Origin of the sequence: Variovorax paradoxus EPS, from assembly GCF_000184745.1 — a bacterium.
GTDB classification, from domain to species: domain Bacteria; phylum Pseudomonadota; class Gammaproteobacteria; order Burkholderiales; family Burkholderiaceae_C; genus Variovorax; species Variovorax paradoxus_C.
This window is the reverse complement of record NC_014931.1, coordinates 2,022,565-2,047,722: the sequence shown is the minus strand read 5'-3', so window position 1 is coordinate 2,047,722 and position 25,158 is coordinate 2,022,565. Positions and strand designations below refer to the sequence as shown.

General features: G+C 67.1%; 22 protein-coding genes. 13 read left to right on the top strand and 9 right to left on the bottom strand.

Translation table 11 applies throughout. From position 1 onward, the window contains the following. The first annotated feature begins 1 nt into the window (after position 1). The 5 genes from VARPA_RS09310 to VARPA_RS09290 all read left to right on the top strand — a co-directional run bounded on the left by VARPA_RS09310 (position 2) and on the right by VARPA_RS09290 (position 7,000). Positions 2–1,255 (top strand): efflux RND transporter periplasmic adaptor subunit, encoded by a 1,254-nt coding sequence (locus VARPA_RS09310; RefSeq protein WP_013540304.1) that lies wholly within the window; start codon positions 2–4, stop codon positions 1,253–1,255. Further along, positions 1,252–2,664: an efflux transporter outer membrane subunit gene (locus tag VARPA_RS09305; RefSeq protein WP_013540303.1), complete on the top strand. Its 1,413-nt coding sequence runs from the start codon at positions 1,252–1,254 to the stop codon at positions 2,662–2,664. The genes VARPA_RS09310 and VARPA_RS09305 overlap by 4 nt, the downstream gene beginning before the upstream one ends. Positions 2,665–2,746: 82 nt before the next feature. Next, positions 2,747–4,909 carry an ATP-binding protein gene (locus VARPA_RS09300; RefSeq protein ID WP_013540302.1) on the top strand — a complete coding sequence of 721 codons (2,163 nt, stop codon included), beginning with the start codon at positions 2,747–2,749 and terminating at the stop codon, positions 4,907–4,909. Then, positions 4,906–5,523, top strand: coding sequence for a response regulator transcription factor (locus VARPA_RS09295; RefSeq protein WP_013540301.1), 618 nt, complete (start codon positions 4,906–4,908; stop codon positions 5,521–5,523). Before VARPA_RS09300 ends, VARPA_RS09295 begins: the two co-directional genes overlap by 4 nt. A 133-nt stretch (positions 5,524–5,656) precedes the next feature. Next, entirely contained in the window at positions 5,657–7,000 is a 1,344-nt protein-coding gene (locus tag VARPA_RS09290) for an MFS family transporter (protein WP_013540300.1), read from the top strand. Between the two features lie 69 nt (positions 7,001–7,069). Here VARPA_RS09290 and VARPA_RS09285 read toward each other — a convergent pair whose 3' ends face one another. Then, complete coding sequence (locus tag VARPA_RS09285; RefSeq protein ID WP_013540299.1) at positions 7,070–8,167, bottom strand: PA0069 family radical SAM protein; 1,098 nt, start codon at positions 8,165–8,167, stop codon at positions 7,070–7,072. A gap of 118 nt (positions 8,168–8,285) precedes the next feature. On the opposite strand from VARPA_RS09285, the gene VARPA_RS09280 reads away from it, so the two are divergent. The 6 genes from VARPA_RS09280 to VARPA_RS09255 are packed head-to-tail and all read left to right on the top strand — an operon-like array spanning position 8,286 to position 12,471. Further along, a complete protein-coding gene (locus tag VARPA_RS09280) occupies positions 8,286–8,879 on the top strand; it encodes a GbsR/MarR family transcriptional regulator (RefSeq protein WP_013540298.1) in 594 nt (197 codons plus the stop codon). A gap of 60 nt (positions 8,880–8,939) precedes the next feature. Then, positions 8,940–9,371 (top strand): thiol-disulfide oxidoreductase DCC family protein, encoded by a 432-nt coding sequence (locus VARPA_RS09275; RefSeq protein ID WP_013540297.1) that lies wholly within the window; start codon positions 8,940–8,942, stop codon positions 9,369–9,371. A 59-nt stretch (positions 9,372–9,430) separates the two neighbouring features. Further along, a complete protein-coding gene (locus tag VARPA_RS09270) occupies positions 9,431–10,387 on the top strand; it encodes a class I SAM-dependent methyltransferase (protein WP_013540296.1) in 957 nt (318 codons plus the stop codon). A gap of 32 nt (positions 10,388–10,419) precedes the next feature. Then, complete coding sequence (locus VARPA_RS09265; protein ID WP_013540295.1) at positions 10,420–11,469, top strand: polyketide cyclase; 1,050 nt, start codon at positions 10,420–10,422, stop codon at positions 11,467–11,469. Then, entirely contained in the window at positions 11,466–12,116 is a 651-nt protein-coding gene (locus VARPA_RS09260; protein WP_013540294.1) for a DUF4166 domain-containing protein, read from the top strand. Before VARPA_RS09265 ends, VARPA_RS09260 begins: the two co-directional genes overlap by 4 nt. Positions 12,117–12,123: 7 nt before the next feature. Beyond that, on the top strand, positions 12,124–12,471 hold the full coding sequence (locus VARPA_RS09255; protein ID WP_013540293.1) for a DOPA 4,5-dioxygenase family protein: 348 nt from the start codon (positions 12,124–12,126) through the stop codon (positions 12,469–12,471). Between the two features lie 4 nt (positions 12,472–12,475). On the opposite strand, the gene VARPA_RS09250 is transcribed toward VARPA_RS09255, so the two are convergent. From VARPA_RS09250 to VARPA_RS09240, 3 genes are read right to left on the bottom strand one after another with little or no spacing between them, the layout of a single operon-like run. After that, positions 12,476–13,633: a serine hydrolase domain-containing protein gene (locus VARPA_RS09250; protein ID WP_013540292.1), complete on the bottom strand. Its 1,158-nt coding sequence runs from the start codon at positions 13,631–13,633 to the stop codon at positions 12,476–12,478. Then, entirely contained in the window at positions 13,630–14,256 is a 627-nt protein-coding gene (locus VARPA_RS09245; RefSeq protein WP_013540291.1) for a hypothetical protein, read from the bottom strand. The genes VARPA_RS09250 and VARPA_RS09245 overlap by 4 nt, the downstream gene beginning before the upstream one ends. Beyond that, the gene (locus VARPA_RS09240) at positions 14,256–17,363 is read right to left on the bottom strand and encodes an autotransporter outer membrane beta-barrel domain-containing protein (RefSeq protein ID WP_144298958.1); all 3,108 of its coding nucleotides are present in this window, start codon (positions 17,361–17,363) and stop codon (positions 14,256–14,258) included. Before VARPA_RS09240 ends, VARPA_RS09245 begins: the two co-directional genes overlap by 1 nt. Positions 17,364–17,710: 347 nt before the next feature. Here VARPA_RS09240 and VARPA_RS09235 point away from each other — a divergent pair, with 347 nt between their 5' ends. Further along, the gene (locus VARPA_RS09235; protein ID WP_013540289.1) at positions 17,711–18,001 is read left to right on the top strand and encodes a hypothetical protein; all 291 of its coding nucleotides are present in this window, start codon (positions 17,711–17,713) and stop codon (positions 17,999–18,001) included. Here the strand turns inward: VARPA_RS09235 and VARPA_RS09230 are convergent. Then, positions 17,998–18,654, bottom strand: coding sequence for a glutathione S-transferase family protein (locus tag VARPA_RS09230; RefSeq protein ID WP_013540288.1), 657 nt, complete (start codon positions 18,652–18,654; stop codon positions 17,998–18,000). The genes VARPA_RS09235 and VARPA_RS09230 overlap by 4 nt on opposite strands. Positions 18,655–18,746: 92 nt before the next feature. Here VARPA_RS09230 and VARPA_RS09225 point away from each other — a divergent pair, with 92 nt between their 5' ends. Then, positions 18,747–19,964, top strand: coding sequence for a polyhydroxyalkanoate depolymerase (locus VARPA_RS09225; RefSeq protein ID WP_013540287.1), 1,218 nt, complete (start codon positions 18,747–18,749; stop codon positions 19,962–19,964). Here the strand turns inward: VARPA_RS09225 and VARPA_RS09220 are convergent. Genes VARPA_RS09220 through VARPA_RS09205 form a run of 4 tightly spaced genes read right to left on the bottom strand, consistent with a single transcriptional unit; the run spans position 19,940 to position 25,156 of the window. Beyond that, a complete protein-coding gene (locus VARPA_RS09220; protein ID WP_013540286.1) occupies positions 19,940–21,643 on the bottom strand; it encodes a hypothetical protein in 1,704 nt (567 codons plus the stop codon). The genes VARPA_RS09225 and VARPA_RS09220 overlap by 25 nt on opposite strands. Positions 21,644–21,677: 34 nt before the next feature. After that, positions 21,678–22,394, bottom strand: a complete 717-nt coding sequence (locus VARPA_RS09215; RefSeq protein WP_013540285.1) for a glycosyltransferase family 2 protein — start codon at positions 22,392–22,394, stop codon at positions 21,678–21,680. 4 nt (positions 22,395–22,398) lie between these two features. Further along, the gene (locus VARPA_RS09210; RefSeq protein WP_013540284.1) at positions 22,399–23,958 is read right to left on the bottom strand and encodes a phosphotransferase; all 1,560 of its coding nucleotides are present in this window, start codon (positions 23,956–23,958) and stop codon (positions 22,399–22,401) included. Positions 23,959–24,010: 52 nt separating this feature from the next. Then, on the bottom strand, positions 24,011–25,156 hold the full coding sequence (locus VARPA_RS09205; protein ID WP_144298956.1) for a hypothetical protein: 1,146 nt from the start codon (positions 25,154–25,156) through the stop codon (positions 24,011–24,013). Positions 25,157–25,158: the final 2 nt, after the last annotated feature.

Genomic DNA, 25,158 nt, shown 5'->3' with positions numbered 1-25,158 from the left:
CATGACGGAGCAACGCCACTCGGCATTGGCCATCCACCCCATCGCCGTCGAAGAGGGCGAGGGCGAATTGCTGCGCCGCCGGCAGATCGTGAAGCGCACGCGCTGGCTCGTCGTGATCGTGCTCGTGCTGCTGGCGCTCGGTGCGGCGCGCACGGTGTTCGTGCGCATCGCCAACGCGCGTGCGCTCGAAGCGGGCACCTCGGAGCGCGCCAAGCTCCATGTGCAGACCGCCCTGCCGCGCACGCCCACCGCTGGCCAGACGCTGGCGCTGCCGGGCACGCTGCAGGGCTTCGTGCAGTCGCCGATCTCGGCGCGCGCGAGCGGGTACCTCAAGCGCTGGACCAAGGACATCGGCAGCCGCGTCGAAAAGGGCGAGCTGCTCGCGGAAATCGAAACGCCGGAAATCGACCAGCAGCTCTCGCAAGCCGTGGCCGCGCGCGCGCAGGCCGCCTCGGGCCTCGCGCTCGCGCAGAGCACGGCCGAGCGCTGGGAAAACCTGCGCAAGAAGGACGTGGTCTCGCAGCAGGACCTGGACGAGCGCCGCAGCGCCGTCGCGCAGGCCACCTCGAACGTGGCGGCCGCCGATGCCAACGTGCAGCGCCTGAAGCAGACCGAGGGCTTCAAGCGCATCGTCGCGCCGTTCGCGGGTGTCATCACGCGCCGCAACGTCGACGTGGGCGACCTGATCGATGCGGGCGCGGGCGGCGGCGCCGGGCGGGCGCTCTTCATGCTGGCGCAGACCGATCCGCTGCGCGTGTACATCAACGTGCCGCAGGCCTACGCGCAGCTCGTGAAGGCCGGCCAGCCGGTGGTGGTGACGCAGGCCGAGCTGCGGGGCCAGACGTTCAAGGGCGAAGTGGCGCGCACCTCCGGCGCCATCGACGCGACCACGCGGATGATGCAGGTCGAGGTGTCGCTGCCCAACCGCGACGGCGCGCTGCTGCCGGGCGCCTATGTGCAGGTGTCGCTGCCGCTGGCCGCGGCCCGCACGATCACGGTGCCGGCCAATGCGCTCTTGTTCCGCGCCGAGGGCACGCGCATCGCGGTGGTCGATGCGCAGGGCCGCATCGGCCTGCGCCCCGTGACGCTGGGCCGGAACTACGGCGAGAACGTCGAGGTGATCGACGGCCTCGGCACCAACGACCGGATGGTGCTCAACCCCTCCGACTCGCTGGCCGAAGGCGATGTGGTGACGGTGGCGCCCGACGCACCACCCGCGGACCCGAAGGCGCCCGCCAAGAAGGAACCGGCGTGAGACTGCTGGTCATTGCCGCCGCGGCGCTGCTGGCCGCGGGCTGCGCGGTCGGCCCCGACTACAAGGCACCCGAGACACCGCTGCCCGTCAGCTGGAAGCTCGAAGCGCCTTGGCGCCAGGCCACGCCTAACGACGTGGCCGATAAGGGCGCATGGTGGAAGCGCTTCAACGATGCGCAGCTCGATGCGCTGCAGGACAAGGCCCTCGCCGGCAGCCCGACGCTGGTCATCGCCAACGCGCGGCTCGCCCAGGCGCGCGCCAATCTCGATGCAAGCTCGGCCAGCCGGTTTCCGCAGCTGGGCCTCGGCGCCCGCGCCTCGCGCCTGAAGATTTCCGCCAACCGTCCGCTCACGAACTACGCAACCACCAACGCATCGACGGTGCAGAACGACTTTGCGCTGTCGCTCAACGCCAGCTACGAGCTCGACCTCGCGGGCCGCGTGCAGCGCACCGTCGAAGGCGCGACGGCATCGGCCGAGCAATCGGCCGCAGACCTCGCGAACACGCGCCTCGTGCTCACCGCCGACGTGGCGAACAACTACTTCAACCTGCGCTCGACCGACATCGAACTCGATGTGCTCGCGCGCTCCATCGGCCTGCAGCGCCGCGCGCTCGAACTGGTCACCGCGCGGCACGACCTGGGCGCCGTGTCGGGCCTCGACGTCGCGCAGCAGCAGGCGCTGCTCGAGACCACGCTGACGCAGGTCGATGTGCTGAAGAAGCAGCGCGCGCAGTACGAGCACGCGCTCGCCACCCTCACCGGCACGCCCGCGCCCAGCTTCGCGCTGCCGGTGGACCTGCGCGAGATCCGCCCGCCCGCGGTGCCGCTGGGCGTGCCGTCCGAAATCCTCCAGCGCCGGCCCGACGTGGCTTCGGCCGAGCGGTCGATGGCCGCGGCCAATGCGCAGATCGGCGTGGCAACCGCGGCCTTCTACCCGAGCTTCATCATCTCGCCGACCGTGGGCGTGGACAGCCGGTTGATCGAGTCGCTGTTCAACGGGCCGAGCCTGTTGTGGTCGGTGGGCGTGTCGGCCACGCAGGTGCTGTTCGACGGCGGGCGCGTGCGCGCGAACGTCGATTTCGCCAAGGCCGGCTATGACGCCACCGTGGGCAACTACCGCCGCACGGTGCTCGTCGCGATGCAGGAAGTGGAAGACGGCATCACCGGCCTTTCCGCGCTCGACAGCGCCACCACGCAGGCGCAGGCCGCCGTTGCCGCCGCGCGCCGGGTGCTCGACATGGCGACCAGCCGCTACGAAGGCGGCGCATCGACGTACCTCGATGTGATCACCGCGCAGCAGTCGCTGCTGACCGTCGAGCGGCAGGCTGCGCAACTGCAAGGCCAGCGCTTGCTGACCTCTGTGTTTCTCGTGAAGGCGCTCGGCGGCGACTGGGACGCGCCGGCCTGAGCGATTGCGGCGCGCGGGGCGCGGGCCCCAGAGGACGCCGCGTGCAGAATCTCATCCGCCGCGCCCGCCGGCCCCGCTTCCCATGCCGCCTCTCACGCCTGAACCGCCGACTTCCCACGCCCGCTCCGGCCGCCGCGCGCTGTTCGCCTGGGCAACGGCCATCGCGCTGACCGTGGCATTGATCGCCGCCGCGGGCCAGTGGGCCGCGAACCGCGAAACGGCCTTCCAGACGGACTCGATCCGCCGCGCGATGGAGGTCCATGTGCTGGGCCTGCGCGACACCGCCGGCAAGTACGGCTACCTGCCGCTCACCGCGGGCATGCACCCCGACGTGCTCGCCGCGCTCGCGCATCCGCAGGACGCGGCCGTGCGCCAGCGCGCGAACCGCTACATCGAGGAAGTGAACCGCGATGCGGGCTCCGACGTGCTGTACCTGATCGACCCGCAGGGCTTCACGCTCGCGGCGAGCAACTGGGCCACGCCGCAGAGCTTCGTCGGCCAGTCGTATGCCAACCGGCCCTACTTCATCGATGCGCTCGCGGGGCGCCAGGGCCTGTTCTACGGCGTTGGCCAGACCACCGGCGAGCCCGGGCTTTTCGTTTCCGCGCCCGTGCGTTCGGAGAGCGGTGCGGTGCTGGGCGTGATGGCGGCCAAGGTCGTCCTGCGCCAGGCGGCGTGGGCGTTCCTGCGTGACCCGATCCTCCTGACCGACGCCCACGGCATCGTGTTCCTGAGCTCGGTGCCATCGTGGATGTACCGCGCCACGCGGGCGCTGAGCGAGGCGGACCTGGGCGAGGTGCAGCGCCACCAGCAGTACGGCGACCGCAACCGCTTCCCGGCGGTGCCCTGGACCGTGGAACGCGGCGACGGCGAGAAGCCCGCCTACCTCGTGCGCACCGACATCGATAGCCGGTCGCGCCGCTTCCTCGCGGTGGACGAGGCGCTGCCCGATCTCGGCTGGACCCTGACGGTGATGGCCGACCACGACGAGGTGACCGCCGCGCGCGAGCGCACCTGGATGCTCGGGCTGCTGGGTGCCGGCGTGCTGCTGCTGGGCGGGCTGTACTGGCAGTTGCGAGAGCGCCGCTTCGCCGAGCAGCGCGATGCACGGCGCGACCTGGAGCAGCGGGTGCGCGAGCGCACGCGCGCGCTGGACGAGGCGCACGCCTTCCGCAAGGCGATGGAAGACTCGCTGCTGGTCGGCATGCGCGCGCGCAACCTGGAGGGCCGGATCATCTACGTCAACCCGGCCTTCTGCGAGATGGTCGGCTACGGCGCCGACGAGCTGCTCGGGCGGCTGCCGCCCTACCCTTACTGGCACCCCGACGACGTGGCGCAGCACTGGCGCCACAACGACACCATGCTGAGCGGGCAGACCGACCTCTCGGGCTTCGAATCGCGCCTGCGCCACCGGGACGGCCACGAGGTGATCACCATGGTCTACACCGCGCGCCTCATCGATGCCGGCGGCCAGCACAGCGGCTGGATGAGCTCGGTGGTGGACATCACCGCGCAGAAACGCGCCGAACTGCGCCAGCGCGAGAACGACGAGCAGCTGCAGCACGCGCAGCGCCTGGCGAGCCTGGGCGAGATGGCCTCCACCCTCGCCCACGAACTGAACCAGCCGCTGATGGCGCTGAGCAATTTCGCGAGCGCCGCCAAGGCCTTCGCGGAGCAGGGCAACCAGGCGCTCTTGGCCGACAGCCTCGACGAGACCGTGGCGCAGGCCCAGCGCAGCGCCGAGATCGTGCGGCGCATCCGCGGCTTCGTGCGCCAGCGCACGGCCGGTGCCGAGGACTGCGCGGTGAGCGCGCTGGTGGCGAATGCGATGGCGCTGCTGCAAGGCGAGATGCGGCTGCGGCAGGTGCGCGCCGAGGTCCGCATTCCGCCCGCTCTGCCCACGGTGCGCGGCGACCGCGTGCTGCTGGAGCAGGTGCTGCTGAACCTCTTGTCCAACAGCCTGCAGGCCATGCAGGCCACGTCGCCCGAACTGCGGATGGTGGAGGTCGAGGCCGAGGTGGTCGAGGGCCGCGTGCACATCCGCGTGGCCGACCGCGGCCCGGGCATCGATGCGTCGCTCGCCGAACAGGTGTTCGCGCCCTTCTTCACCACCAAGGCCGGCGGGCTGGGGCTGGGCCTGAACATCTGCCGCACGATCGTGGAGGCCCACCGCGGGCGGCTGTCTTTTGCGGACCGGCCCGGCGGCGGCACGGTCTTCACCCTGGAACTGGAGGTATCGACGTGAATGCCACCCTTGCCAACAACCTGTGCGTGGTCGACGACGACGAGGCCGTGCGCCGATCATTGGGCCTGTTGCTGCTGTCGCGCGGCTACGCGGTGCAGACCTTCGCCTCGGGCGAGGCGTTCCTGGCCAGCGCCGACATCCAGCGCGCGGGCTGCGTCGTGCTCGACCTGCGCATGGAAGGCATGAGCGGCCTGCAGGTGTTCGACGCGCTGCGCGCACAGGACAGCCCGCTGGTCGTGCTGTTCCTCTCCGGCCACGGCGACATTCCGATGGCCATCGAGGCGGTGCAGAACGGCGCGTTCGGCTGGCTCGAGAAGCCCTGCAACGACGAGCGCCTGCTCGAGAGCATCGCCAAGGCCTTGCAGCAGGCACAAGCCATTGCCGTGCGCCGGCAGGCGCGGCAGGCCGCGCAGTTGCTGTGGGCCAAGCTCACGCCGCGCGAGATGCAGGTGGCCCGGCTGGTCGCCGAGGGCAAGCCCAACAAGAAGATCGCGCTCGAACTCGCGCCGCTGGAACTGCGCACGGTGGAGACGCACCGCGCCCACGTGTTCGCCAAGCTGGGCCTGTCGAACAGCCACGAGCTCGACCGGTTCCTGCGGGAACACGCACTCTAGGTATTTACCCTTGCGTACACGTACGTAGCAGCGCGGCGGGCGGCTACGGACGACGGCGCGGCGGCGGCGAAAGAGACTCCGGGGACAAGCTTCAAGCGGTCCCACGGGCCGCGCCCAGAGACAAGGACCTCCAATGACCGCCATCGCCAGCGCCGGTGCCTCCAGCCCGGACGCATCCGCCCCCGACACGTCTTCCACGCCCTACACCTTCGAGGAAAAGCGCAAGCGCATCTTCGCGATCTTCGCGGCCTCGTCGGGCAACCTCGTGGAGTGGTTCGACTTCTACGTCTACGCGTTCTGCGCCATCTACTTCGCGCCCGCGTTCTTTCCCAAGTCGGACCCGACGGCGCAGTTGCTGAACACGGCAGGCGTGTTTGCCGCCGGCTTCCTGATGCGCCCGATCGGCGGCTGGATCTTCGGCCGGCTGGCCGACCGCAAGGGCCGCAAGACCTCGATGGTGGTCTCGGTGACGATGATGTGCGTGGGCTCGCTGGTCATCGCCTGCCTGCCCACCTACGCCAGCATCGGCGCGGCGGCACCGGTGCTGCTGCTGGCCGCGCGGCTGCTGCAGGGTCTGTCGGTCGGTGGCGAATACGGCACCACGGCCACCTACATGAGCGAAGTGGCGATGCGCGGACAGCGCGGCTTCTTCTCGTCTTTCCAATATGTGACGCTCATCGGCGGCCAGTTGCTGGCCGTGGTGGTCGTGGTGGTGCTGCAGCAGTTCCTGGACGACGCCGAACTCAAGGCCTGGGGCTGGCGCATTCCCTTCGTGCTGGGCGCGGTGGCCGCGGTGGTGGCGCTCATGCTGCGCCGCTCGCTCACCGAGACGGCCAGCACCGAGACCCGCGCCGTCAAGGGCGCCGGCACCATGGGCGAGCTGTTCAAGCATCACAAGCGCGCCTTCTTCATGGTGCTGGGCTACACGGCCGGCGGCTCGCTGATCTTCTATACCTTCACCACCTACATGCAGAAGTACCTGGTGAACTCGGCCGGCATGTCGATCAAGACGGCCAGCAACGTGATGACGGCGTGCCTCTTCATCTACATGTGCATGCAGCCGCTCTTCGGCGCGCTGTCGGACCGCATCGGCCGGCGCAGCAACATGCTGCTGTTCGGCGCACTCGGCGCATTGATCACCGTGCCCGTGCTGACCAGCCTGCAGAACGTGACCAGCCCGCTGCTCGCCGGCATCCTGATCGTGGTGGCGCTGGCGGTGGTGAGCTTCTACACCTCGATCAGCGGCATCGTGAAGGCCGAGATGTTCCCTCCCGAAGTGCGCGCGCTGGGCGTAGGGCTGTCGTACGCGGTGGGCAACGCCATCTTCGGCGGCAGCGCGGAATACGTGGCGTTGGGCCTGAAGTCGATCGGCCACGAGTCGTACTTCTACTGGTACGTGACAGCCATGATGGCGGTGGTTTTCGCGGTCAGCCTGCTGCTGCCGCGCCGCGCGACGTATCTGCATCACGACAAATAAGAGCAGAACACAGAAACGGCCTGATGCTCGAACGGCGCCGAGCGAAGGCCGCCACCGCGCGCAGATCCGCTAGAACAGGTTGCCCTGCCCCGCCGCCCCCGGCGGCCGGAACGCGGTGGTGTCCATCGGAATGCGCTCTCGATTGAAGCCCAGGCGATTCGTCGCTTTCTGGAAGCGCTGGTGGATCAGGTCGGCCCACAGGCCCGAGCCCTTCATGCGCGTGGCGAAATCGGCGTCGTAGTCCTTGCCGCCGCGCATCTCGTGGATGCGCGCCATGATGCGGTCCGCGCGCTGCGGGTAGTGCAGCGCGAGCCATTCCTTGAAGAGCGGCGCCACCTCCCACGGCAGCCGCACCACCGTGTAGAAGGCGCTGCGCGCACCAGCCTCCCAGGCGGCTTCGAGCACGTGCTCCATGTCTTCGGTCACGAAGGGAATCTGCGGCGCCACGCTCACGCCCACCGGCACGCCCGCTTCGGCCAGCGTGCGGATCGTGCGCAGCCGACGGTGCGGCGCGGCGGCGCGCGGCTCGAGCTTGCGGGCGAGTTCACCGTCGAGCGTGGTCACGGTCACGTACACCGCGGCGAGGTGCTCGGCCGCCATCGGCGCGATCAGGTCGAGATCGTGCTCGATGGCGCTCGACTTGGTGACCAGCGCGAACGGATGCCGCACTTCCTGGAGCAACTCGATGACCGAGCGCGTGAGCCGCAACTCGCGCTCGATCGGCTGGTAGCAGTCGGTGGCGGTGCCGATGGCGATCTGGCTCGGCCGGTAGCTCTTGCGCCCGAGTTCGGCGCGCAGCACCTCGACGATGTTGCGCTTGGCGATGAGCTTGGTCTCGAAATCGAGGCCGGGCGAGAGATTGAGGTAGCTGTGCGTGGGCCGCGCGAAGCAATAGATGCAGCCGTGCTCGCAGCCGCGGTACGGATTGAGCGCGCGATCGAAGTAGATGTCGGGCGAGTCGTTTTCGGTGAGCACCGACTTCACGTCCTCGAAGCGCACCTCGGTCGCGAGAGGCATGAGTTCCCCGGCCTCGGCCACGCCCTCTTCGAGCGTGCCCCAGCCGTCGTCGAACGCGTTGCGCTCGTCTTTGGAGAAACGGTGCGCCAGCCGCGTGGCTGCACCTCGGCCTTTGATGATGTGAATGGGAACGGGGGATGCGGGTGGCATGGCAAATCCTCTCGATGAATTTACTGTGTATTCATACAGTATTTCACTATTCATCAGCGGCCGGTGATTTTTCTATTTCTCTATTGACAGAAATTCAGGAAATCCTAGACTCGACGCCATGGAACTCACAGAAATTCAACGCAAGTTCGTCGTCCACTGGGGCGAAATGGGCTCCATGTGGGGCGTCAACCGCACCGTTTCGCAAATCCACGCGCTGCTCTTTGCGCACGGCAAGCCGATGCACGCCGAGGAACTCTCCGAAACGCTGGGCGTGGCCCGTTCCAACATCAGCAACAGCCTGAAAGAACTGCAGGCCTGGAACCTCGTGCGCATCACCCACATCCTGGGCGACCGGCGCGACTATTTCGAGACCAGCGTCGATGTGTGGGAGCTGTTCCGCACCGTGGTGCGTGAGCGCAAGGAGCGCGAATTCGATCCCACCATCCGCGTGCTGCGCGAGCTGGTCTCCAGCCCCGATTTCCAGAAGGAGCCGGCCGATGCGCAGGACCGCATCCGCTCCACCATGGAACTCATGGACAAGCTCGCCACCTGGGCCGACGAGATGCTGCGGCTTTCGCCCGGCACGCTGGACAAGGTGCTGACGCTCGGAGCCAGCGTGCAGAAGTTCGTGCGTGGCGATGCGGCTCCCGCAGCACCAACCGGCAAGGGAGAAGACCCCGACGCGCACCACGCCAGCCTGCCGATGATCTGAGTTCTCTTTTTTTGCCTGTCTATTTCTGTTTTGACTGAAATATCGAGAGCCAAGAACACCATGACGCGCATCGCCCCCGCCATCTATCCACTGACCGTCTATTACGACGCTACCTGCCCGCTGTGCGTGGCGGAAATGGGCGCCATGCATGCACGCGATGCGGCCGGCCGGCTGAACCTCGTCGACTGCTCGCCCCTCGGCTTCTCTGCCGGTCCCGCCCCGCGCGAGGCATTGATGACGGCCATGCACGCGGTCGATGCATCCGGACGCGTGCTCTCCGGCGTTGCGGCGATCCGCGCCTGCCGCGCGGCCGTGGGCATGCCGGCGGGAGGCGCACTGCTCGACCTGCCCATCGTCGGCGCGCTCGCCGACCGCGCCTATGCCCTGCTCGCACGCAACCGCTACCGGCTGCCGCGCTGGCTTGTCGCACGTCTCGCGGGCCGCGGCGCCATCGCGCCCACCAACTGCGCCGACGACCAGTGCGGCCTCTGAACCGATCACGCTGTCACGCCCCCAGGGAATCACAAGAACCAACGCCAGAAGGAGCCTCGATGCCCACCGTCTTCCAGCCCGACTTCCGCATGCCGGCCAGTGCGACGCACGCACCCGTGAACACCACGGGCGCCCCCATCACGGCCGAGGAAACGCAGGACTACTTCACCGAAGTCGCGGTCGACTACAGCGCCTGGAGCCCGAGCTACAACATGCACTTCGGCTTCTGGCGCGCGGGGCTCAACCCGCTGCGCCGCGAAGGCATGCTGGTGGAGATGAACCGTGCCGTCGGCCGCGCGCTGCGGCTCGATGAATCGCAACCCGCCGCGGGCCGGCAACGCCGCTGCGTGATCGACATGGGCTGCGGCGCCGGCGCCACCGCGCGCACGCTGGTCGGCGACGACGCCTCGCTCTACGCCGTCACCGTCACCAACGTGCCCGTGCAGAACCGCATCGCCGCGCGGCTCGATGCCGCAGCCGGCGTGGCCGACCGCATGGCCCACATCGAAGCCGACTACACCCGCACCGGCCTGCCTGCCGCGCAAGCCGACGGCGCCTGGGCGGTGGAGAGCGCCTGCTATGCCGAAGGCGCGGCCAAGGCCGACTTCGTGCGCGAGGCCGCGCGCCTGCTCAAGCCCGGCGCGCGGCTCGTGGTGGTCGATGGCTTCCTCCTGCGCAAGAACCCCGGCCGCATCGCCGCCTGGCTGCACCGCCTCTGGGCCGACAGCTGGGCCGTGCCCACGCTCGCCGTGCGCGACGACTTCACCGCGGCCCTGCGCGACAACGGTTTCGAGGACATCGAATGCAAGTCGCTGCGCTGGCGCGTTGCGCCGAGCGCGCTGCACATCCCGGTGCTGGCGACGCGCTTCACGCTGGCCGAACTCTGGAAGGCGCGCGGCAGGCTGAGCCCATGGCGCCGCAAGCACATCGTCGCGAGCTATTGCGCGCTCGCGCTGGGCATGTTCTGGCGCGACTTCGACTACTGCATGGTGACCGCCAGACGCGCCGGCTGCTGAAAAAACAAAACACACGAGGAGAAGACGTTTCCATGAGCACCGAACCCGAAGAAAGCAGGCTCTCCGAGCTCGCTCCTCTGGACGCCCATCCACACGAGAACGAAGACAAACCCCGCCGCCGCATGCCCTTCGCGTGGTTCTGGCCGCTCCTGGTCGGCGCGGCCGCCGCGCTCGTGCTGCGCATCGCCTTCAGCGGCGGGCCGGGCCGACCGTTCTCGGCGATGCTCGGTGCCTTCATCTACCTCGCGCCCGCGGTGTGCGGCGCCGTCACGGTGTACATGGCCGAGCGCATGGAACGGCGAAGCTGGGGCTACTACATCTGGGCGCCGTGGGTGTCGACCGCGCTCTTCGTCATCGGCACGCTGCTGGTCTTCATCGAGGGGATGATCTGCGCCGTCGTCATCGTGCCGCTCTTCGCGGTCATGGGCAGCGTCGGCGGCCTGGCGATGGGGCTGGTGTGCCGCGTCACCAACTGGCCCAAGCCCGCGCTCTACAGCTTCGCGATGCTGCCGCTGGCGCTCGGCGCCATCGAGCCGCATCTGCCCAACCCGGACCTGTTCTCGAACACCTCGCGCACGCTCTTCATCGCCGCGCCCGCCGAGCGCGTGTGGCACGAGCTGAACAATGCGCGCGACATCCGCCCCGACGAAGTCGGCGATGCCTGGGCCTACCGCATCGGCGTGCCGATGCCCGTGGCCGGCGTGACGCACGAAACGCCCGAGGGCCGCGTGCGCCAGGTGCAATGGCAGAAGGACGTGCATTTCGAGGAACTCGTCACCGAGTGGCAGCCGCAGCAGCACATGAAGTGGCAGTACCGCTTCGCGCCCGACTCGTTCCCCGCGGGCGCGCTCGACGACCACGTCGTGATCGGCGGCCATTACTTCGACCTGCGCGACTCGGCCTTCACGCTGACGCCCCGCGACGGCGGCACCGAACTGCGCATCGACGTGTCGTGGCGCGTGAGCACGCGATTCAACTGGTATGCGGACCGCGTCGCGCAGTTCCTGCTCGGAGATTTCTCCGAGCACATCCTGCACTTCTACAAGGTGCGCAGCGAAGGCGCCATGGCGGTGGCGGGATGACGCGCAACCACACGCAGCCCGTCTTCCAGCAGGCGCTCGGATCTGCCTGGGAAAAGCTCGGCGACGTGATCCGCCGCCACTACACGATGACGCCGTTCTCCGACGACTACGTGTGCGTCCGCGGCACCATGAACGAGGTGCATCACGCGCCATGGGCCGCGCTGCTGATGCCCTTCGGTCGCCTCTTCGGCGCGCTCGTGCCGTACACCGGAACCGACGTGCCGATCGAAGTGCACTACCGCTGCAGCCCTGGCGATGCCAACCTGTACTGGGACCGCGTCTTCCACTTCGCGGGCCGCAAGCCCTTTCACTTTCGCTCGCACATGGAACACACCGCCGCGCACGGCGCCGAGGTCATCGAGTACGTGCGCTTCGGCATCGGCATGCGCCTGGCGGTGAGTGCGGAAGACGGCGCGCTGGTGTTCCGCGACCAGGGCTACATCTGGCGCGTCGCGGGCCTTCGCATTCCGCTGCCGCTCGGGCTCTTCATGGGCACGGCCTATGTCGAGGAACGGCCCGACCCAACGAGCCCCGAGCACTTCACGATGAAGATGCTGCTGCGCCACCGCTGGTTCGGCGACGTGTTCCGCTACAGCGGGCGCTTTCACCTGCCTTCGTCCCCGGCATCGCGCACGGGATCACAATGAGCGCACCATGCCGCGCCGCCCCGAAAACCTCTACCCCCAGTACCACGCCCACGTTTACTTCGCCCCCGCCACGGTGGCACAAGCGCGTGACCTCTGCGAGCGCGCGGGCCGCGAGTTGATGGTCGTCGTCGGCCGCGTGCACGAGCGGCTCGTGGGCCCGCATCCGCATTGGAGCTGCCAGCTCGCCTTCGACGCGGCCGAGTTCGATCAGGTGATTGGGTGGCTCGATGCCAACCGCAACGGCCTCGACATCTTCGTGCACGGCGTGACGGGCGACGACCTCGCCGACCACACGGCGCATGCGATGTGGCTCGGCGAGGAAAGCGCGCTCGATCTGCGGATGTTCCGGCGCTGACGCTTCAGCGCTGCTCTTCGCCTGCCCGGCAGGGTGCCGCGGCCAGCATGCGCGCGGCGCGCAGAAACTCGGTCGGGCCGACCCAGCTGACATCCCAGTTGCCGGCCACCGGCACCTGGCGCTTGTGCGCGATCACCATCGCCCGTTTCGGCACGACGAGGATGTACTGGCCGTGCACGCCCCAAGCCATGTAGGCACCGACCAGCGGTGAGTCCGGCGGTTCTTCGAGCAGCCACCAAAGGTAGCCGTACCCGAAACCGCGCCGCGCGGTGTGCGCCGGATGCATCTGCGCGGCCGGCGTGGTCTGCCGCGTGATCTGCGCCACCCAGTCGGCTGGAACCAGTTGCTGCCCGCGCCAGTTGCCCTGGCGCAGCATCAGGTAGCCCAGGCGCGCCATGTCGCGCGTGGACAGGAAGAAGGGATAGGCCAGGTGCTCCGACCGGCTGGCGTTGCCGCTGCGCTTGTGGCGGGCGGGATCGAAGTCTTCCAGTTGCAGCGGCGCGGCCAGATCCGTCGCGAAGGCCTGATAGATGCCGCGCCCGGTCAGGCGCTCGAAGGCGGTGCCGGCGGCATTGAAGTCCCAGTTGTTGTAGAGGAAGTAACTGCCCGGCGCCTTGGAGCCGCGTGCAGGTGCGGCGGCCGCATCGTCGCCACCGTTGGCGGCCGCGTGGTAGACGCCCGAACGCGCGGCGAGCAGGTCGCGCAATCTCGCCTGCCGTTCGATGGGCAGCAGGCCACCCGTGTCGTCGATGCCCAGATCCGCCAGCGTGCGGTCGAGGTCGATGGTGTCGTTCACCACGTACTTGCCGTACATCATCGACAGCACGCTCTTGCGCACCGAGAAAACGATGCTGACCGCCTGGACCGGGCCCTGGCTGAACAGCACGCGGCCACCCTGCACGGCCATGAGGGCGGTCGTGTCCAGCGTGCGAACGTAGTCGCGAGTGGCGTCGAGGTCGCGGCGACAGGCCGGCCCGAGTTCCGCCTCGGGCGTTGCCTCCCAGGACGCGCTCGGGAATGTCGCCTGCGGTGCGGGCGTTGTCGCCGCGCACCCGCTCGCGAGAAGAAGTGCGAAGGCGCCGGCGCAGTACAGCGTCCGCATCCACAGCGGGCAGGCGGTGCTGCCTGGCATCCGGCGGCCGACAGAGCGGGGATTGGTCATGGGTTCTTCGGAGCCGTCCTGGCGCTCCTTGCCGGCAAAGAAGAACGAAGCGGTGCCAGGTCATAGAAGAAGTACGGCCCCGCGTACGTCACGACGCCGTCGTCGGCCTTTTCGGTGCTGCGTGGAACGATCACGACGGCCCTGTAGGGCTGCTTCGGCACGGAAAAGAGCACGCGCCGTTGCATGCTCTGCCCCGCTGCAAGCGGATCGCCGAAAGGCACCTGGCCTTCCTGTGGCGGGTTGACCAGCTTCGTCAGCAGTTCGTGCGGCTCGTAGAGCGCCCCTTTGGCATCGATCAATCGGAACACGGGTTGGAAGCGCGCGAAAAGCGGTTGCTCCGCGGTGTTCGTGATGTTGACCTGCAGCAGGACGAAGTCGCCCTTGTATTGCCTGGGCGATTCGCCGCCGCTGCTGTCGACAACCAGGTTGGCATACCTGGCCTCCTGGAATTCGAAGGCGACGTTGTCCCGCGTCACCTGCGTGCCCCAGGCGAAGTTCTTGCCGTCTCCCTCGGCGGCGGTCGAGAGGCCGGGCATGAAAGCCACGCCGACGGCGAACAGCAGTGCCGCCCACGCGCCCCGGCCGCGCCGACGCGCGGCCGCCCGTTGATGCGGATTTTCCATCAGGACCACTCGTAGCGAAGACCCGAGCGCAGGGTCCACGTCCGCCGGATGCCCCTGGCCGCGAGGCTGGACGCCTCGAAGTAGACAAAGCCCCGGCGCGGCAGAAAGGCAAAGCGGCCGCCCAGCCCGACTTCGCCGCCGGTGCCGTTGCGGCTTTCGGTCTCGACGGGAAGGCTGCCGCCGCCCTTGGCCGCCGTGATCGCCAGGTTGTCGCCGAAGTAGTTGATCGCCGAGAGCCTGAGATACACGTCGCCGCTCAGCTCGAGAAAGCGCACCGACTTGCCCAGCAGCATGCCGACCCTGACCGAGCCCGCGTCGAGGCCCTCCTGGCTGATGGCAACGCCGTTGCTTGCGGTGTGCGCGTCGGCCGCCAGGCGGCTGGCGGTCAGCGCGACCTGCGGCTCCACGAAGGCGTCTTGCGGCAGCGGAAAGCGATGCCCGGCTTCGGCACTGACCTCGTAGCCCTGGGTTTTGTAGGTGCCGGTGACGCGCCGCGAAAGCGAATCGGTGGACGCGTACTTGTTCTCCAGCGACGCAGTGCGTGCGCCGATCTGCACATAGGTGCCGAGGCCGTTGACCCACATGCCGTAGCCGGCGAGTTCGATCGCGGAGGCCTTGCCGTTTCCACGCTCATAGCCGGCGCTCGAATTGATGTAGCTCACGGAGCCGCCGGCATGGCTTTTCCAGCCGCCGAGGTCGCCCAGGCGCCGGTCGACGCCGGCGGACAGGGCGCCATAGCTCTGGCTGTACGACCTCGCGTAGCCCGTGCGCGCATCGAAGCCGCCGCCGTCCACTTCGGCCCAGATGCCGGTGGCTTCGGGGGCTGTGTCGCGACGCAGCGCCTCGGTCCGGCGCGCGATGCCGTTGGCGCGCAGCGCCCAGAGATTGCGAAGGCTGTCGCCGGCCTCGGCGGCGGTCTTCACGGACTCCGAGGGTGTGATGCTCGCCGCAGCACCGGCAGCACCGACCGCGCTTGCGATCAACCCTGAACTGCCGCTCACGATGCCGGCCGCTCCATCGGTGCCGGTCGCCGCGGCCGTGCCCGAACCCGCGATGGTCAAGCCGTTCAGCACGACCTGGCTGCCGTCCGCGCTGAGCGCCACATTGGGCGCGTAGGTAAAGCGCACCAGGTCGTTCTCGTAGGTCCACGAGCTCGTTGCGCCCTGGACGGCCTGCAGCCGCGCCGTGCCGCCGCCGGCCGCCGTGGCGTCGATCACGACGATGGGTTTGCTTGCCGGGATCACCGTACCGGTCTTCGTCGTCGCGGCGTTGACCCAGCTCGTGTCGTTGAGCGCGGGGTCGTACACCACGTTGACCACCTGCGTTCCGGTCGCGTTGAAGCCCCTCACGCCGCTGCCGAACCGAATACTGTCGGCCACGCCGTTGCGCACATCGCTGAGGATGCGAAAGGTGGCGCCGTCCCCCAGGTTGACGGTCGCCGCATTCGTCGAACTCTGGATGTCGAGCACGCGCAGCGAGTGGGCCGGCGTGCTCGCCGGACTGAAGTTCCCCCAGCTCGCGGCCATGTCGATCGCACCGCCGCTGGCCAGGGCCAGGGTGCCCGAGCCCAGGTCGGCGGCCACGGTCCCCGTACCGGTGGGAATCCACGAGGCGCCCTTGGAAAACGACAGATTGGGCGAGCCGGCGGTAAAGACCGTGGTATCCGATGTGTTCGGGTCCACGAAGCCGCCGACCGATCCGCGCAGGTACGAGTCCGGGGTGTCCAGGTTCACGTTCAATGCGCCGGTGTACTTGGTGCCGCCAGCGTTCGTCACGCTGCCGGTCACCAGGTCGCCCTGCAGCTTCACCGGCTGCCCGCCCGCGGCGTTGACCGTGACCGTCGCATCGCGCACGTCCGCGGCCACGTTCCATATGGCGTAGCCCTTGCCCGTTCCGCTGGGCGAAGTCGCAATGCTCAACCCGCCTGCGGCCTTCAGCGTTCCGCCGTAATTGCGGATGCCGTAGACATTGCAGCCGCTGCATGACGAGGCGACCTGCAACGCCACGTTGTCCGTTGCCGAGTTGAAATTCAGCGTGCTGGCGTTGTTGACGGCATAGGCTTCCGCCGCGGCGGACACCTTGACCGTGACGGCTTTGCCGAAGTTGATGGAGGACGTGCCCGGGTATCTGTTTTCGATGCCCGTCGGATTTCCGAAAGGGGCGTAACCGGTAGTGCTGGTGACCGCGATGTCCACGTTGCCCCCGAAAGTCATCCGGGCCGTCCGGTGCGTGTTGGCAATGCCGAGCGCGGAGCGGCTTCCGGTGGCCGTGAAGCTGGCGTCTCCGTCGATATTGAGCACGCCCTGGTTGCGGATACCGAACACCGTCGAGCCGTTGGCGGCGGCGGTGAGCTTCAGGTTCCCCGTCACATGCAGCCGGCTGTTGACGTTGTCGTTGTAGATGCCATGCACGTTGTCGCTGGGGTACTGGCCTGTGGATGAAATGTTCAGGTTGCCGTTGAAGGTGATGCTGCTTACGCCGCCGCCGGAGTTGTAGACCCCGTTGTTGTCCGATCGCTTCCCGCTCACGACGATCGTGGTGTCTCCATTGAACGTGACCTGCCCCTGATAGACCCAAAGGCCGCGCGAATAGCCCGGCGTGCTGGTGCGTATCAAGGTATCGCCATTGAAGATCGCCGTACCCCTAGATACGTTCACACCGATGGCAATACTTTCCTTGCTGTCAGCCTGCGCATACACGGACGCATTGCCGTTGACCACGAGGCTGCCGCCATCGACGCTGATGCCCCTCGACAGTGCCAGGACCGAGGGCGAGGCCGAACCCGGCGCGCTATTGGCCGAGGAGATATTCAACTTGCCGCTGGCGGAATCGAGCACCACGGGCGACGAGCCGGAAGCCGCTGTCAACAGAACGCCATACACATCGCCGCTGCCCCCTCGCACGTCGATGCTGTCGTCCGCTCCAAAGGCGTAGTGCAGCGTGCCCTGCGAGGGCGTGATGACGTAGGCCGGCGAATAGTTGCCGGTTCCACCCGCCCGGTCGTTGGCCTGCACGCCGGTGAGCGTTCCTTCGTAGGTCGTGGCAGCAAGAGCGTCAGCGGGGCATCCCATGGCTGCGACAACCAGCGCCACTGCGAGCAACGGCACCAGGTGCTGCGAAGCGTCCTTTGACGCGCCGGTGGATATCCCGACCGCGCGGGGTCGACTTGTGCAGGGGTAGAGCAAGCGATGTCCTCGGAAACGTGGCCCGGCGCAAGCCCCGCTCTCGGGAAAGCTCAAGACGCAGCACGCACTTAAATTGTGACGAAGTGCTACTTTCTCACGGAAAACGTATTTTTATGACCCTTAGAGGATTGATTTCTTCAGCGAACCCACTCCGGTTGCCTTTTGACGACAACAGGGCAAACCCCCGACGTGCCTCCTATGAACGAGGGATGCCACGACCGCCTCCTTCGGATCAACTGGCCTGCCAAGAAGCAGAAGGAGGCGAAGCAATGCCAAGGCATCCCATCCACAGCTCGACGATCACCTTGAAACTGCCCTTCGGCATGGAATCCGACAAGGAGATCACCGCCTTGCGCGCCGCGGGCATCCCGGTCGATGCACTCGGCAATGCAGAGCGGGGCTTTCTTTTCGTGCGATTCAGCGACGGCTGGAGAAGCCAGGCCAACGTGTTTCGATGGTTCGCCGGCGACCTCGGCCAACGCATTCGCCATGACGACATCCAGCATCCGCCCCGGCAGCGCGGAAGGCGCTTTCAGGCTGCCCGGCCGCTCGCTGACTAGAACTCCGCGTCGAGCTCGTCGATCTCTTCAGGCTCCTGCTTCGCCGCAGTCACCCATTCCTTCATCGCCGGCAGCTCCATCACCCGCTTGCAATAGGCCGCGCATGTGCTGTCGAGCGCCACGTCGTAGCTGAGGAACCGCGTGACCACCGGCGCATACATCGCATCGGCGATGCCCGGCTGCTTGCCGAACAGGAACGGCCCGCCGTAGGCCTTGAGGCACTCGCGCCAGATGGCGACGATCCGGTCGATGTCGGCCTGTGCGCGCGACCACACCTTGAAGTTGGTGAAGTGGGCCTTGATGTTCATCGGCAGCGCGCCGCGCATCGACGCAAAGCCCGAATGCATCTCGCCGCAGATCGCGCGGCAGTGCGCGCGGGCCGCCGCATCGGCCGGCAGCAGCCCGGCCTTGGGCTTGATCTCGTTGAGATATTCGCCAATGGCCAGCGTGTCCCACACCTTCACGCCGCCGTGCTGCAGCGAGGGCACGAGCATCGACGACGAGAGCAGCAGCATCTCGGCCTTCATGGCCGGGTCGTCGGGCGGAATGATCTTCTCGCTGAAGTCGAGCCCCGCCAGCCTGCACATCAGCCAGCCGCGCAGCGACCACGCGCCGTAGTTCTTGCTGCTGATGGTGAGAACGGGTTTGGCCATCGGGAAGCTCCTTGACATTGCCTACCTCGCGTGCAAGCGCCATGCCACGTCGTACGCAGCGTGCTGGCCCGCAACTTGCCTGCACCCCTTGCATGCTTTACCGGGCCTACCAGAACCAAGCCGACCTTCTCTCGCCCTTGCGGCTCGCGGCGCAGTACTGGGGCAAGGCCCTCTGGAAAGACGACACGGACCGCACCATGGTGCGGCGCCTGGCCGCCCAGTTCGAGGTGTTCTCGCGCATGCGGCTGACCCATTCGCGGCCCGCCTACGGCATCGATTCGGTGATGGTCGATGGCACGCAAGTCCTTGTCCACGAAGAGAAAACGCTGGTCTCGCCTTTCGGAACGCTGTTGCACTTCCGCAAGGACATCCAGGCCGTGCATCCTCCCGTACTGCTGGTCGCACCACTTTCGGGCCACTTCGCGACGCTGCTGCGCGAAACCGTGCGCACCCTGCTGCGCGACCACGACGTGTACCTGACCGACTGGCACAACGCGCGCGATGTGCCGCTGTGGCATGGCGGCTTCAGCCTGGACGACTACACGCTGCAGCTCATCCAGTTCCTCGAGACCATGGGCCCGGGCGCGCACATGGTCGCGGTCTGCCAGCCCTGCGTGGCCGCGCTGGCCGCCACCGCGCTCATGGCCGAAGACGACAACCCCGCCACGCCGCGCAGCCTCACGTTGATGGCCGGGCCGGTCGATTGCCGCATCAACCCCACGGGCGTGAACGTGCTGGCCACCAGCAAGCCCATCGAGTGGTTCCGCCGCAACCTCATCAGCCACGTGCCGTGGCCGCATGCGGGCGCGATGCGGCGCGTGTACCCCGGCTTCCTGCAGCTCTCGGCCTTCATGAGCATGAACCCGGAGCGCCACAAGAAGCAGTTCCAGGACATGTTCCAGCACCTCGTGGAAGGCGACGTCGAGAAGGCCCGCACCATCGGCACCTTCTATGACGAGTACCTTGCGGTGAACGATCTGCCGGCCGAGTTCTACCTGGAGACGGTGGAGCGCGTGTTCCAGACCTACGACCTGCCGCGCGGCGTGCTCACGGTGGGCGACCGCACGGTGAACCCCGCGGCCATCCGCCGCACCGCGCTGCTCACGGTGGAAGGAGAGCGCGACGACATCTGCGCGGTCGGCCAGACCGTCGCCGCGCAAGACCTCTGCAGCAACATCCGGCCGTATCTCAAGACGCATCACCTGCAGGCTGGCGTAGGGCACTACGGGGTGTTCAGCGGCAGCAAGTGGAACGCGCAGATCTATCCACGGGTGCGCGAGACGATTCACGCAGCGGCCGAACTGCATTGAGCCGGCGCCTGCACCACTACTGCGGGCCGCCCGCCCGCCTCCAGGTACTTGCGGTACGCCACGAAGCCTGAAAGGTAATGCTCCACATCGTCGATGCGCACGCGAAAGCTGTGGTGCCGGATGAAGAAGCTACCCACGACGTGCGCCGGATTCCTGAAGAACATCGCGAGCTCGGGCCAGAAGTGGCCTGTCAGCAGGTAGCGCGCGCGCTGTTCGAGGGCGCGGTAGAACTTGTCGACGTCGAAACCTTCGAGCAGGTGCGCGTGTTCGGGCTCTGCCTGCAGCCGCACGATCATTTTCTGAGCCGCCATCATCAGCTCCAGCAGCGTCGGAAAGGTGGTGATGCGGTCGAGCACGAAGTCCAGGTGGCCGCGCACGTTGTCCAGGCCGAAGCGCAGATAGCGCGCATCCGGCTTGTAGATCGTGAGCTCGTTGACGCAGTAGCTCAGCCAGTGATCGTGCGCCTCCCAGTGGCGGGCCGCGATGAAGTGCTCGAATGCCTTCTCGACCGCCTGCAGCCAGCGCGCATCCCGCGTCAGCCCGTACAGGCGCATGAGGCCGAAGGCGGCTTCGCCGTCGTAATAGATGATGCGGCTCTCTTCCTTGACGCTCAGGTCGGGATGGTTGAGCACATGGACGAAACGCCCGCTCTTCGCATCCTGCATGTGGAGGATGCCGAGCGCCAGCTGCTCCAGCAGCGCCAGGTATTGCGTGTCGCCGGTGAGTTCGGTGTACTTGACCAGTGCCAGCAGGCACACGGCATTGCCGCCCAGCTTTATTTCGTCGCCGGTGTCGACAAGAAAGGCCGCGCCCTCGCCGCCGGGCAGCACCGCACGCTGGATCAGCGTGCCGGTCAGGTAGCCCAGCGCCAGGTCGATGGCCGCCTTGTGTTCGGGCCTGCGGGTGAGTTCCCAGCCTTCGATGAGCGCGTAGGTCGAACTCGCATGGCGCAGCGCGTTGTAGGTGGGGATGGCACGGTCGAAGCACGGAAACCAGCCGTAGTGATAGGCGCCCGATGACTTCACCTGCCGCGCGAGATACGCCGTGCCGGTGGAGACGATGCCGTGGACCCGGCCTGCATCCCACGTGGCCAGGCGCCGGTGGCCGCGGTTGCGCCCTTGGTGCTCGATGGCATGGCACTCGCTGCCGTCGGTGAACACCGCCCGCGTGTCGAACACCCACACCGGCTGCTGCGCCTCATTGGGCCATTGCAGTTCGCGCCCGTAGCGATGCTGGCCGAAAAGCTTCAGGTTGGCGGCATTGGGCGTCGCCTCCTCGAACTTGCCGTCGTACAGCACGGCGTTCGCGCCGATGTCCTCCTCGAGCATGGCCACCGACAGTTCGGCGTCGAAGGCGATGCCGTGGCGAAAGTAGTTGCGCTTGGTTGTCGCGAGCGCCTGCTTGAGCGCCTGCCAGGTCATGGTGTCCACCGTGTGCACCACGTCCACGCGCAGCCAGAGTGGCGCGCCGCCCTGCTTGCGCAACCAGGCCTGCAGCAACTGCGCGCCGCGGCGCCAGACCTCTTCGAAATTCTTGCCGCGGACCGTCACCACGTGTGCGCGCTCCTTGCCGTTGCACACCGACATGAAGAGCACGCCCGGGGCCGGCGCGGCCACGCATTCGTCCCATGTCGCCGCAAGAGCCGGCTTGGCCGATGCCAGCAGTTCGCCCAGGCTCATTGCGCGTTTCCCCGTCCACTTCCGATCGCGATGTTCATGCCCATTTCCTTGCCCCTGCCTCCTCGTACTCCTGCGGATTGCCGCAGAACACCACCTCGCTCCGGTCGATCAGTTCGTAGACCACGCGCGCGCCCTTGGCGATCAGCGCGTTGTAGCAAGGCGCGATGTAGAACTCGCCCCGGTTCATGAGCTTGCCCGCGCGCTGGTGCTCGAAGGCCTCGTCGAAGACCCGCGCATCGGCGAAGTGATAGAGGCCGTCGCTGCAGAGGTTGGAGATGCGCTCTTTTTCCGTGGTCCTTCGCACCGTGCGGTCGGGACCGGGCTCGACGAAGGACCAATGCTCGCCCTCGCCCTCGAAGACCTCCAGGTACCCCTGTGCACCGGCCGCCAGCGCCGACTTCCTGAAGCCGGGCCGGATGGTGTCGATGTTGAAGATGTAGAGCGCATCGCCGGCGTCGACCTGCCGCAGCCCCTGGTGGACGGTGTCGGCCTGGCCGAGCGTGTCGCCGTCGAGTTCGACGATACGGAACTCCTTGACGCCCAGGTTCTTCAACTCCTGCTTCAAGTAACCCGCGACGTCGTGATCGCGTCGCACCACGAACAGGAACAGGTCGTCCTCGAAGTAGTGCTCGAACGACTTCACGACATGGAAGAAAACAGTTTCGCCGTGCAGCGGCAGGCGGTACTTGGGCAGCGCATAGCCGGCCTCGGTGAATCGGCGGCTCTTGCCGACCATTGGAATGACAAACATTTTTTCAGTGCTCCATTTGCTCGAAAAGGCGCAATGCATTGGCGAGCATCGCGCGCTGGCGGCGCGGCGTGTCCTGGTGCAGCGGCAGCATCGACAGGAACAGCATGACGGTGATCGGCGCGACATGGCGCGCGGTCATGCCGCTCAGCAGCGGCAGGCCGGCAAACAGCTTCTGGATGGCGGCCGCGTCTTCGTCGGCGTGGATGCGCAGGTGAAAGTCCAGCCCGGTGCCCTCATCGATGTCGAAGGCATCGGCAACGATGTAGTCGTACAGCCCCAGCACCGAATGCGAGACCTTCGCCAGGTCGTAGCGCAGGTCGCCCAGCAACCGGGGCTCGCCCTCGAAGTTGAGGCCGCGCGGGTCGATCACCTTGATGCAGTCCGAACGCGTGTCGAACAGGATGTTGCTGAAGCACAGGTCGCCGTGCATCACGCCGGGCACCAGCGGCACGCGCGCGGCGGCATCGATGCAGCGCTCCAGGATGGCGGCAAGCGACGGCAGCGGCCGCCCGTTCAGGCGTGTCGGCGCCGACAGGCTCAGCCCATTGGCCGACGCATGGGCGCCCATGCGGATGCGGGTTTTTTCGGCCAGCATGCCGTGGCTGTCGTCGGCGGCCATTCGTCGTTCGCTCTCGCCCATGGGCACGGCCGACTGGCAGGCCGCGAACCAGCCGGCCAGGTGCCTGAAGACGCGGGACCAGAACGCCGCCGAGTTCCGGCCGTGCACATACAACTCGTTGAGCGGCGCCATGCACATGTACTCCAACTCGTAGCTGTAGCCATCCGGCTCGACGGCGCCGTACGCCAGCAGTTGCGGGGCGTACACGCGAAGCCGCGAAGGCAGCGCCTCGAACCAACCGGCTTCGGCCTTGATCTTTTCGGCGGGCCGGCCGGTCTTGCGCACGCGCCGGTCGCCAATGGCGAGGTCGTTGAACGCACGCTGCGTGGTGATGCGGGCGCGCGACCGGTAGAAGGTGTTGACGTGACCGAAGTCCGACCAGTTTTCGGTCTCGACGCGCTCCAGATAGCAGGCCTGGTCGTAGGCACTCACGGCTTTTTCGAACGACCCGCGCGCGGCGACCAGGCACTTGGCGAGCCGGCCCGCCGATTGGAAGGCGAAATAGCCGCACCACACGCGCGCCGCGGCGTCGGGGCTCGGGTCGGCGTGCCAGTTGTAGTCGTCGGCCGACTCCGCGACAGAGAGGCAGTCCCAGGCGGCCGGGAGGTCGAGGATGAGCGTGTCGCCGTGGAGGATGCGCAGCCCCTCGTCGTACCGGCCGATGGTGTTGATCGAGAACAGCACCGAATCGGCCAGCGAGAGCCCGTCCGGCACCCGCAGCACCTGCACCGCTTCGGTTTCGAGCGCGCGAACGTCACGGTGAGGGATCGCATAACTCTCGGGCAGCGAGAGGTAGATGCTCTCGCCCGGAAGGCGCGCATGCAGCACCGCGAACTGCCGCAGGAACAGGCGGCGGTTGCCGACGGGAAGAAAAGCCGGAGGCAATCTGCCGAATTCGGATTGCAATTCGGAGTCGACATAGGCGGCGGACGTGATGATGATCACAGGCCATGTCCTCGGCCGGGAATCGATGGAATCAAGCTGTTTTCTCCTTCTCTCAGTTCGACGCCGCCGGATCGATGGCGAGGAACTGCCTGACCTCGGCACCGGCGATTCCGTAGGAGGCCAGCGCGCGCTGCACCACCTTCATGAGCCGCGGGTTGTGCGCCGTATTTCTTTGCTCTTCATTGGCCCAAGCGTAGGGCTGTGACTTGTTTTCGTGGGCGGCGGCATCGTCTTCCGCATCCAGCCCTTCCAGGATCTTCAGCATGAGCGCGCGGCCGCGCCAGATGTTGTCCCTGATCACAGGGGTTCCATCGGCGAATCTCCGGTCTCGCACATCCGGCGGCACGATCATCGGAAACTCCTTTTTCTTCGCGAGCTCCGCCAGCCGGTTCCAGAAATGCCTGACGTCGTATGGATTGGGATTGAGGAACACACGCTCATTCAATTCCTGCGCCGATGCGGGCAAGGGCGTGCTCCACAGCTTCGGATTGCGATCGTTCTCCGCCAGCGTGACCCATTCCGCCCATTTCGCCATGCCCTCCAGGAACCAACTCGCACGGAACATGGTGTAGCCGTACTGGTACAGGTGGAACAGCTCATGCGGAATCAGGTAGTCCTTCACCCGCTCGTGATTACCCTTCAGCGATGAATTGATGGCCATCGAAATCGAGCATTTGTCGGCCCTGATGCGGCTTCCCGGATAGCGGATGACCCCCGAGAACGACAGGCCCCGCTTGTCGGTGATCTCGGGGCTGTAGACATCGAAGTTCAGGAAATCGATGTCGATGGATTCGGCATGGCGGAATCGCGGGCTGTCGAGCGGATCGCGGAATCCGTTGCGGTTGAAGATCTGGCGCACCGTGTCCAGGTGAAGCGCCGCGTCCTCCACCATGTCGGGCACGCCGTTGCGATTGAGATCGGCGCCGGTGTACAGCGCATGGGGCCCCGCCTGCGTGTAGAAAACGCGGATGCCGTTGAACTCATACTTTTGCTCGAGCTTCAGGCGGTGCTGATTCCTCGAAGTCCTGCACTCCGGAATGTCCTTCAGTTCCTGTGCGGACACCGACGGAACACAGGCGGCGCATGCGAGGGTGCCGCCCGCGAACAACTGCTTCCATGGCAACTGGATGGCCGGCGCCACCGCGCCGCTTGCGGACATTCGCATGACGATTTCTCGGAGTCGGAGCCAGGCGTTCAAGG

What these genes read in the sequence shown, in the direction of transcription:
- VARPA_RS09225 (WP_013540287.1), top strand. Translation starts at nt 18,747, where the DNA reads ATGCTTTACCGGGCCTACCAGAACCAAGCCGACCTTCTCTCGCCCTTG.
- VARPA_RS09265 (WP_013540295.1), top strand. Translation starts at nt 10,420, where the DNA reads ATGAGCACCGAACCCGAAGAAAGCAGGCTCTCCGAGCTCGCTCCTCTG.
- VARPA_RS09260 (WP_013540294.1), top strand. Translation starts at nt 11,466, where the DNA reads ATGACGCGCAACCACACGCAGCCCGTCTTCCAGCAGGCGCTCGGATCT.
- VARPA_RS09220 (WP_013540286.1), bottom strand. Translation starts at nt 21,643, where the DNA reads ATGAGCCTGGGCGAACTGCTGGCATCGGCCAAGCCGGCTCTTGCGGCG.
- VARPA_RS09235 (WP_013540289.1), top strand. Translation starts at nt 17,711, where the DNA reads ATGCCAAGGCATCCCATCCACAGCTCGACGATCACCTTGAAACTGCCC.
- VARPA_RS09270 (WP_013540296.1), top strand. Translation starts at nt 9,431, where the DNA reads ATGCCCACCGTCTTCCAGCCCGACTTCCGCATGCCGGCCAGTGCGACG.
- VARPA_RS09255 (WP_013540293.1), top strand. Translation starts at nt 12,124, where the DNA reads ATGCCGCGCCGCCCCGAAAACCTCTACCCCCAGTACCACGCCCACGTT.
- VARPA_RS09230 (WP_013540288.1), bottom strand. Translation starts at nt 18,654, where the DNA reads ATGGCCAAACCCGTTCTCACCATCAGCAGCAAGAACTACGGCGCGTGG.
- VARPA_RS09245 (WP_013540291.1), bottom strand. Translation starts at nt 14,256, where the DNA reads ATGGAAAATCCGCATCAACGGGCGGCCGCGCGTCGGCGCGGCCGGGGC.
- VARPA_RS09300 (WP_013540302.1), top strand. Translation starts at nt 2,747, where the DNA reads ATGCCGCCTCTCACGCCTGAACCGCCGACTTCCCACGCCCGCTCCGGC.
- VARPA_RS09250 (WP_013540292.1), bottom strand. Translation starts at nt 13,633, where the DNA reads ATGACCAATCCCCGCTCTGTCGGCCGCCGGATGCCAGGCAGCACCGCC.
- VARPA_RS09310 (WP_013540304.1), top strand. Translation starts at nt 2, where the DNA reads ATGACGGAGCAACGCCACTCGGCATTGGCCATCCACCCCATCGCCGTC.
- VARPA_RS09285 (WP_013540299.1), bottom strand. Translation starts at nt 8,167, where the DNA reads ATGCCACCCGCATCCCCCGTTCCCATTCACATCATCAAAGGCCGAGGT.
- VARPA_RS09280 (WP_013540298.1), top strand. Translation starts at nt 8,286, where the DNA reads ATGGAACTCACAGAAATTCAACGCAAGTTCGTCGTCCACTGGGGCGAA.
- VARPA_RS09215 (WP_013540285.1), bottom strand. Translation starts at nt 22,394, where the DNA reads ATGTTTGTCATTCCAATGGTCGGCAAGAGCCGCCGATTCACCGAGGCC.
- VARPA_RS09275 (WP_013540297.1), top strand. Translation starts at nt 8,940, where the DNA reads ATGACGCGCATCGCCCCCGCCATCTATCCACTGACCGTCTATTACGAC.
- VARPA_RS09290 (WP_013540300.1), top strand. Translation starts at nt 5,657, where the DNA reads ATGACCGCCATCGCCAGCGCCGGTGCCTCCAGCCCGGACGCATCCGCC.